Source organism: Brevundimonas sp. CURTG3B2_SDJG, assembly GCF_057364705.1.
The window spans coordinates 1-6789 of the sequence record NZ_JBNFOJ010000166.1; the positions used below are offsets into that span (position 1 = coordinate 1).

Sequence of the window (6789 nt, forward strand, 5' to 3'; positions counted from 1 at the left end):
CGCGACCGGACGGTTGCGCAGGGCGTCGCCCAGCCGGCGCGAGGCGCGCCGAGCTCGGTCGCGGTCAGTCGCCGGCCAGACGCAGGGTCAACCCAGGCCCCGCCGTCGTCGGATCTGAAAATCCGCTACGGCCATGCCCCCTACCTAAATCGCCCCGCTTGCTTTGACCACGGCCCGCGAGGGGAAACGGTCAACAGCGGATGACAACGCCGTTACGGCGTGTTGGTTCAGGCACAGTTTCAAGCATTTACGGGTTTACAACAGGGCCCGCGCCCGGATCAGGTCGTCGACGAACCGCCCCCGTTCGCGCTCGGCCGCCTGTCGATCGGGCATGCGCAGCAGATAGGACGGGTGAACGGTCAGAAGGGCCGTCGCGTCCGGCAATGTCATCGGCTGTCCCCGCTCCTTGGTCACCGCCGCCTTGCGCCCCAGCACTCCCAGCGCCGCCGTTCCGCCTAGCGTCACGATCACCTTCGGCTTCACAAGTCTCCGTTCCGCGTCCAACCACCAGCGGCAGGCGCTGACCTCGCTCGCCGTCGGGGTCTTGTGCAGACGGCGCTTGCCGCGCGGTTCGTGCTTGAAATGCTTGACCGCGTTGGTGACGAAGGCGTCCTCGCGGTCGATCCCGGCCTCTTCCAGCGCGGCGTCCAGCACGCGGCCGGCCGGGCCGACGAACGGCCGCCCCGCCAGGTCCTCCTGGTCGCCCGGCTGTTCGCCCACGATCATCAGCCGGGCCTTGCGCGCGCCTCCCCGCAGACGCCCTGGGTGGCGTCGCGCCACAGCGGGCAGCGGCGGCAGGCCTGCACCGCCTGGTCCAGCTCGGTCAGCGACGATGGGACGAAGCCCTCCTCGAACGCCTGGTCGCGGGTGATCCGCGACAGCGTCTTCGCCAGGCGGCGATTGGGTTCGGGAACAGGCGCGGCGACCATGGCCTCAGTTCGAACCGCCGACCGGGCCGTCAGTTCCGGGATCAGCGCCGCCTCGGGCAGGTTCCTCCAGTACCGCTTGGGCATCTCGCCCTGCATGGTCCGAAGCTTCAGCCGCGCCGGGTTGAAGGTGGAGGCGTAGTAGGTCTTCCAGAACTCCTCGACCTCGTCCTCCGCCGGCGCCGCGTCGCGCGACGCGGGCGGGCCGAAGGCCAGGCTCCGCGTGTCCCAGAAGGCCGAGCCGTCCGGCGTCAGGATCGACCAGCGCATGGTGGCGAAGCGCCGGGCGAAGAAGGGCGCGGTCTTCTCCAGCACCCGGTGCGCCGGCTCGAACCAGGCGGCCCAGGCCTCGCCCTCCGGGCCCTCGGTCCGCCGGAAGCGCACGAAGGCCTTCATCTTGTGGCTGGCCCGGCCGACGCCCTTGGCCCGGTCCAGCGCGTCGGCGACGTCGGCGTCCGCAACTACCCGCATCAGTTCGGGTTCGACCTGGAGCCGCCACAGCAGCCGGTACAGCAGGTCGAACCGGTCCGCGGACCGGTGCAGGATCACGTCCTGGGCCAGATCGACGAAGGCGCGGGGAACGGTGAAGTCTCTCATTTTCCGTTCATCCCGGCGAATGCCGGGACCCAGATTGACTGTCTCCGCTTCCATCACAGAGGAAACCATCGAGAGCTTCCCGACCTCCATTGAGCCTGCATCTGGATTCCGGCATTCGCGAGGATGAGCGGAGGAGAAAAGATCGCTCTGCCCTTCGCCTGCGATCTCGAACCGGGCTTCTCCCGGCCGCACGCCCTGCATCCGGAAAGCGCGCGCAGCCTTGCGCCAACCCTCGAAGTCCGTTTCGTGCGCCAGGATCGCGACGCGCATCAAAACAGGCTCATCTGGGCGGGCGCCGGCTCGGGGGTCAGCCGCGCCCGCAGGTCCGCCGCGTCGGTCAGCCCGCCCGGCGTCCAGTCCAGCGCGACGATGAAGGGCCGCACCTTGTCGATCCCCCGGCACAGGCGGGCCACGTCCTCCAGCCTCAGCCTGCGCCAGCGCCGCACGGACACGATCCGGTCGACGCTCTTCACCCCCAGGCCCGGCACCCGCAGCAGGCTCTCGCGCGGCGCCGCGTTCACATCTACCGGGAACTGGTCGCGCCGGTTCAGCGCCCAGGCCAGCTTGGGATCGATCGCCAGGTCCAGCATGCCCGCCGTCATCGCCTCGCCGATCTCGGGCGGCGAGAAACCGTAGAACCGCATCAGCCAGTCGGCCTGGTACAGACGGTGCTCGCGCGCCAGCGGCGGCTTGGCCAGAGGCAGGGCGGACGACGCGTCCGGGATCGGGCTGAACGCGGAGTAGTAGACCCGGCGCAGGCTGTAGCCGCCATACAGCGACGCCGAGCGGTCCAGAATCTCTGAATCCGGCGCGCCGTCGGCCCCGATGATCAGCTGGGTCGACTGGCCCGCGGGCGCGAAGGCCGGGGGCTTGGCCCGATCGCGCTTTTCCGGGCGCGCCGCCTCCGCCCTCAGCCGCACCTGCCCCATCGCCTTCTTGATGACGCCCACGTCCTTCTGCGGCGCTAGCCGCTTCAGCGCCTCGTCGCGGGGCAGTTCGATGTTGGCCGACAGCCGGTCGGCGTACAGGCCGGCCTCCTCGACCAGCCCCGGATCCGCTTCGGGGATCAGCTTCAGGTGGATGTAGCCGCGGAAGTCGTGCTCGGTGCGCAGCGTGCGCGCCACCCGGACCAGTTGCTCCATGGTGTAGTCGCCCGAGCGGATGATGCCGGACGAGAGGAACAGGCCCTCGATGTAGTTGCGCTTGTAGAAGTTCAGCGTCAGGGCGACGACCTCGTCCACCCCGAACCGCGCCCGCTCCACGTTCGAGGACGCCCGGTTGATGCAGTAGGCGCAGTCGTAGATGCAGAAATTGGTCAGCAGAATCTTCAGCAGCGACACGCACCGCCCGTCCGGCGTGTAGGCGTGGCAGATGCCCATCCCCTCGGTGGAGCCGACGCCCCTGCCGCTCACGGAGTCGCGCTTCGACGTTCCCGATGACGCGCAGCTGGCGTCGTACTTGGCCGCGTCGGCGAGGATCGACAGCTTCCTGCGGAGATCGAGTTGGGCCATTTGTTCGCTTTATGTTCCCCTTCAAGGAAGGGGTCCAGCGTGGCCGTTCGGATAATTTGTCGCGTCAGCTCAGGAAGTTGAGCAGCGACACCTGGCGCAGCTGGCTGATCACCTGCGCGGAGGCCTGGATGGCGATCTGCGACAGCTGCAGGTCGGTCACCGCCCGGGCCATGTCGGCGTCCGTCCGGTTCGACACCAGTTCGTCCAGCGACCCGAGCTGGGCCTTGTGACTGGCGGTGACGCTCTCGACCTGGTTGGCCAGGGAGCCGGTCTTGGCGGTCTTGTCGATCACGCCGGTCGCCGCCTGCTCCAGCCGCGACAGCTGAGTGGTCAGGAAGGTCTTCTGCGCCTCGGTCACCTTGCCGGAAAGCGGGCCGTTCGGGCCGGTGTGATAAGTCTGGATGTCGCGCAGGATGCTCATCACATCCGCGCCGACCTCGTCGGCCAGGAAGCCGGTTTCCAGCGTCGTGCCGTCGGCCACCCGGCTGGCGGTCTTCAGGGTGTCGTTGTGGAAGATCGACGCCACGCTGGGCGCGGCCTGCAGCTCGGCCAGGTTGGCGATGTCCAGCGGCGGCGTATTCGTCTTGGCGCCCGAGAACAGGTAGCCGCCCTGGTGGCGCATGTTCAGCCCGCCGCGGATCGTCTGGAACTGCCCTTCCATCTCCAGCATCAGCGACCCGGCCGAGTCCGTCGAAAGCGCGTTGCCCACCGCCTTCCTCAGCGCATCGACGCCGTCGCCGATCTGGGTCAGGGCCAGGTCCTGGGTGGTCAGCCGCGCCGTCACCGCCTCGGAGGTGTCCATGAAGCCCTGGATGCGGCTCTGCGCGCCCTTCAGCGCCGTCAGCGTTTCGGACTGACGCCCGAACCCGGTCAGGTCGGTGGCGTTCTTCTGGGTCGAGACCGTTCCTGGGCCTCGGCCGCCCGGGTCTGGGCCTTCATCAGGTCCAGCAGGGCCGATTGATAGTTTCCGAAGGTCGCGACGCGGGTCATCACACCATCCCCAGAAGCGTGTCGTACATGTCCTTGGCCGCCTGGATCAGACGCGCGGAGGCGTTGTAGGCCTGCTGATAGGTCGTCATCAGCACCAGCTCCTCGTCCAGGTTGACCCCCTCGTGCGCCGTCTGGCGCGCCGTGGCCTCGCTGTAGAGCGCCTGGGCGGTGTTCTTGCGGTTCTCGGCCGCCGCCGCCTTGCCGCCGATGTCGCCGGCCAGTTCCGAGGCGTAGCGCGAGACCGAGATCAATCCGCCCGCCGAATCTCCCGCCGCCTGGAAGTTGGCCGCCCGCTCGCCGGCGTCGGCCAGCAGCAGCGCCCCTCGCCCGTCGCCGGTGCTTATCGCCGAGACGCCCGGCGCCACGGCCAGGTTCAGCTGGGCCAGCGCCAGCTTCGAAGGATTCTGCCGGATGTCGGCCCTGAGCGAGAAGCCGTCGGCCCGCGAGGCGCGAACGCCCCCGCCGATCCCGAACAGCTCGGTCACCGAGACGCCCGACGGAACCTGCGTCGTGCGGTCCTCCAAAACGCTCAGCCGGGGCGGCGGATTGCCCACGCCGGTGAACTTCAGCGTGCCGTCCGCAGCCAGGGAGAACGAGCCGAACCGCCCGATGCCGCTGGCCGGGTCGTTCAGCGCGTTGATCAGGTCGCCGACCGTCCCTCCCGGAGGCACCGTCACCTCCAGGTCGCGCAGCTTGGCGCCGCTCTCGCCGGTGAATCGCAGCGTCAGGGTCTCGCCCGGCGTGAAGCCGTGGGGCGAGGCCGCCGTCAGCCCGATGTCGTACAGCGCCGGCCGGTCGGTCGAGATCAGGTCGTTCAGGCCGAAATAGTGCGAGAAGCCGCGCCCGGACTTGTTCGACGGCGTGGTCGGGTCGTCGGCGACCGCCACTCCATTGGTCCCCGAGGCCGCGATCGTCAGCTTGCCGTCCACGAAGCTGGCCGTGGCCGCCCCGCCCAACTGGGCGTTCAGGTCGGCCAGGAAGTTGGCGGGCGTCGTCGCCACGCCGTTGATCGTCATCGTCGCGCCGCTGAAGACGATGTCGGCCCGTGCCTGGATCACGCCCGCCGCATTGGTCACCGCCACGGTCGACGGCCGGTGAACCCGGCGATGGCGTTCTCGAACGACTGGCCCACGTTGCGGCCGGTCAGGCTGGTCGGCGGCGGCGCCGAGGTGTTGGCGTTGTGCGCGCGGTTCAGCTCGTCGGCCACATGGGTGATCAGCTCGGCCAGCCGTTCGGCCGCGGCCGGCGCCTCGATGTCGCGCAGCTCGACCAGGCCCTTGATCTCGCCCGAGGTGACGCTGTCCAGCAGAGCGCGCTTCTGTCCGCCGGGTTCGGTGATCCAGATCTCGTTGAAGGCCGTCTCGCCCGTCACCGTGCCGGCGCGGTTGTAGCCGAGCGTCGCCGCCCCTTCGCCGGCCAGCAGCGTCCCGTTGCCGGTGCGGATCGACACCCCGCCGACCGGCCGAACCGTCACGCGGATGTCCATCAGCTCGGCCAGCTGCCCGATCAGCGCCGACTGGGCGGTCTCGGCGCCCGAGGCGTCGCCGTTGACCACCGTCGCCCGCGCGATTTCCAGGTTCAGCCCCTCGATCTGCTGCAGCAGGCTGTTGGCCTTCTCCACCGCGCTCTGGACCCGTCCGTCGGCGTCCTCGCGCACGGCCTGGATCTGTTTGGCGATCCGGCTGGCCTCGTCGAACAGGGCCTGGGTCTTGAACAAGGCGTCCTGCCGGCGCGGCGACGAGGTCGGGTCCTCGGCGCTCGCGGCGAAGGCGGCGAAAACGCCGTCGACCTGCGAGAAGAAGCCGGTCTTGCCGCCGGGATCGCCGAACAGCGACTGGATGCGGTCATACAGTTCGTGGCGCACGCCCTGGCGCGAGGCCTCGGCTCCGGCGTTCAGGCTGGCCGCCTGCAGGAAACGGTCGGTGGCCAGGCGGATCCGCGCCACCTCCACGCCGGACCCGATTCCCTGGCTGACCAGGGTCTGCTGGTCGGCGATCTTGCGGACGTAGCCGGGCGTGTTGACGTTGGAGACGTTGTCCGAGACCACGCGAAGCTGGGTCTGGGCCGCGACCAGACCGGAGTTCGCCGTGTTCATGATGGCGTTCAGCGACATGCGCGGGGCTCCATGCGCGCGCCCGGCAAGGCCTGCTGGGCGGCGCGCGTTTTTTGCCCGGCGGCGCTCACGCGCCTCCAGGCCAAGCTGCTGAAATTACGCATATTCGCGTTTCGCGCCTCGGTCATGGCACGATAGGCGCGCAAGCCGCGGGCCAATTCGCGGACGGAGGCGTCCGGGATTGACGACCTCGCCCCCACAGTCCGCGGATCATCCGCTTCAGAACGTCCATGCGAACGCTTCGGACGGTGTTTTTCGACGCGCGGCGCGAAGAATCGTCGGCACGCGGCAAGTTTGGACCTCGCTTCGGGGTGGGCCGCCGCCGTCGATGGAGAGCATAATCCGGCAATAACAAAGACTTGACCGTTTGGCCCGCGACTTGCGCCGCGAGGTCCGAATGTCCGGCGCAGCAGGCGCCAATCCACCCCTTCGGCGACCCGCCCCAGGCCCCATGTCCGCGCAAGCCCTGCTGTCCATGATCGCGCCCGCCCTGCCGGCGACCCCGCAAGGGTCCCCGGCCGGCGACACCGTGGGCTTCGAGGGATTGCTCGCCGCCGTGATCGACGTCGAGACGGCGCCGGCTTCGGACACGGACGTCGCCCTGCCAGACCCCACGGCGGACAAGGCCGCCTCCGCAGCCGCGGTGATGGTC

The 6789-nt window shown here is 69.3% G+C and carries 7 protein-coding genes; 1 reads left to right on the top strand and 6 read right to left on the bottom strand.

The features are described from left to right. Positions 1–255 precede the first annotated feature (255 nt). From AC2W7C_RS11755 to flgK, 6 genes are all read right to left on the bottom strand, one after another. A complete protein-coding gene (locus AC2W7C_RS11755; protein ID WP_486001603.1) occupies positions 256–726 on the bottom strand; it encodes a UdgX family uracil-DNA binding protein in 471 nt (156 codons plus the stop codon). Next, positions 726–1793 carry a TIGR03915 family putative DNA repair protein gene (locus AC2W7C_RS11760; protein WP_486001604.1) on the bottom strand — a complete coding sequence of 356 codons (1068 nt, stop codon included), beginning with the start codon at positions 1791–1793 and terminating at the stop codon, positions 726–728. The genes AC2W7C_RS11755 and AC2W7C_RS11760 overlap by 1 nt, the downstream gene beginning before the upstream one ends. Beyond that, a complete protein-coding gene (locus tag AC2W7C_RS11765; RefSeq protein ID WP_486001605.1) occupies positions 1793–3034 on the bottom strand; it encodes a putative DNA modification/repair radical SAM protein in 1242 nt (413 codons plus the stop codon). Before AC2W7C_RS11765 ends, AC2W7C_RS11760 begins: the two co-directional genes overlap by 1 nt. 64 nt (positions 3035–3098) lie before the next feature. Beyond that, positions 3099–3836: a flagellin gene (locus AC2W7C_RS11770; RefSeq protein WP_486001606.1), complete on the bottom strand. Its 738-nt coding sequence runs from the start codon at positions 3834–3836 to the stop codon at positions 3099–3101. A 187-nt stretch (positions 3837–4023) separates the two neighbouring features. Further along, the gene (locus AC2W7C_RS11775) at positions 4024–5106 is read right to left on the bottom strand and encodes a flagellar basal body rod C-terminal domain-containing protein (RefSeq protein WP_486001607.1); all 1083 of its coding nucleotides are present in this window, start codon (positions 5104–5106) and stop codon (positions 4024–4026) included. Further along, the gene (flgK, locus tag AC2W7C_RS11780) at positions 5097–6137 is read right to left on the bottom strand and encodes a flagellar hook-associated protein FlgK (RefSeq protein WP_486001608.1); all 1041 of its coding nucleotides are present in this window, start codon (positions 6135–6137) and stop codon (positions 5097–5099) included. Before flgK ends, AC2W7C_RS11775 begins: the two co-directional genes overlap by 10 nt. Before the next feature lie 451 nt (positions 6138–6588). Here flgK and AC2W7C_RS11785 point away from each other — a divergent pair. After that, positions 6589–6789: hypothetical protein (locus AC2W7C_RS11785; protein ID WP_486001609.1), on the top strand; the 201-nt coding region annotated here is incomplete at its 3' end.

Bases quoted from the DNA above. Each gene is read 5' to 3' on its own strand.
- AC2W7C_RS11760 (WP_486001604.1), bottom strand. From the start codon at position 1,793: ATGCGCGTCGCGATCCTGGCGCACGAAACGGACTTCGAGGGTTGGCGC.
- AC2W7C_RS11755 (WP_486001603.1), bottom strand. From the start codon at position 726: ATGATCGTGGGCGAACAGCCGGGCGACCAGGAGGACCTGGCGGGGCGG.
- flgK (WP_486001608.1), bottom strand. From the start codon at position 6,137: ATGTCGCTGAACGCCATCATGAACACGGCGAACTCCGGTCTGGTCGCG.
- AC2W7C_RS11765 (WP_486001605.1), bottom strand. From the start codon at position 3,034: ATGGCCCAACTCGATCTCCGCAGGAAGCTGTCGATCCTCGCCGACGCG.
- AC2W7C_RS11770 (WP_486001606.1), bottom strand. From the start codon at position 3,836: ATGGACACCTCCGAGGCGGTGACGGCGCGGCTGACCACCCAGGACCTG.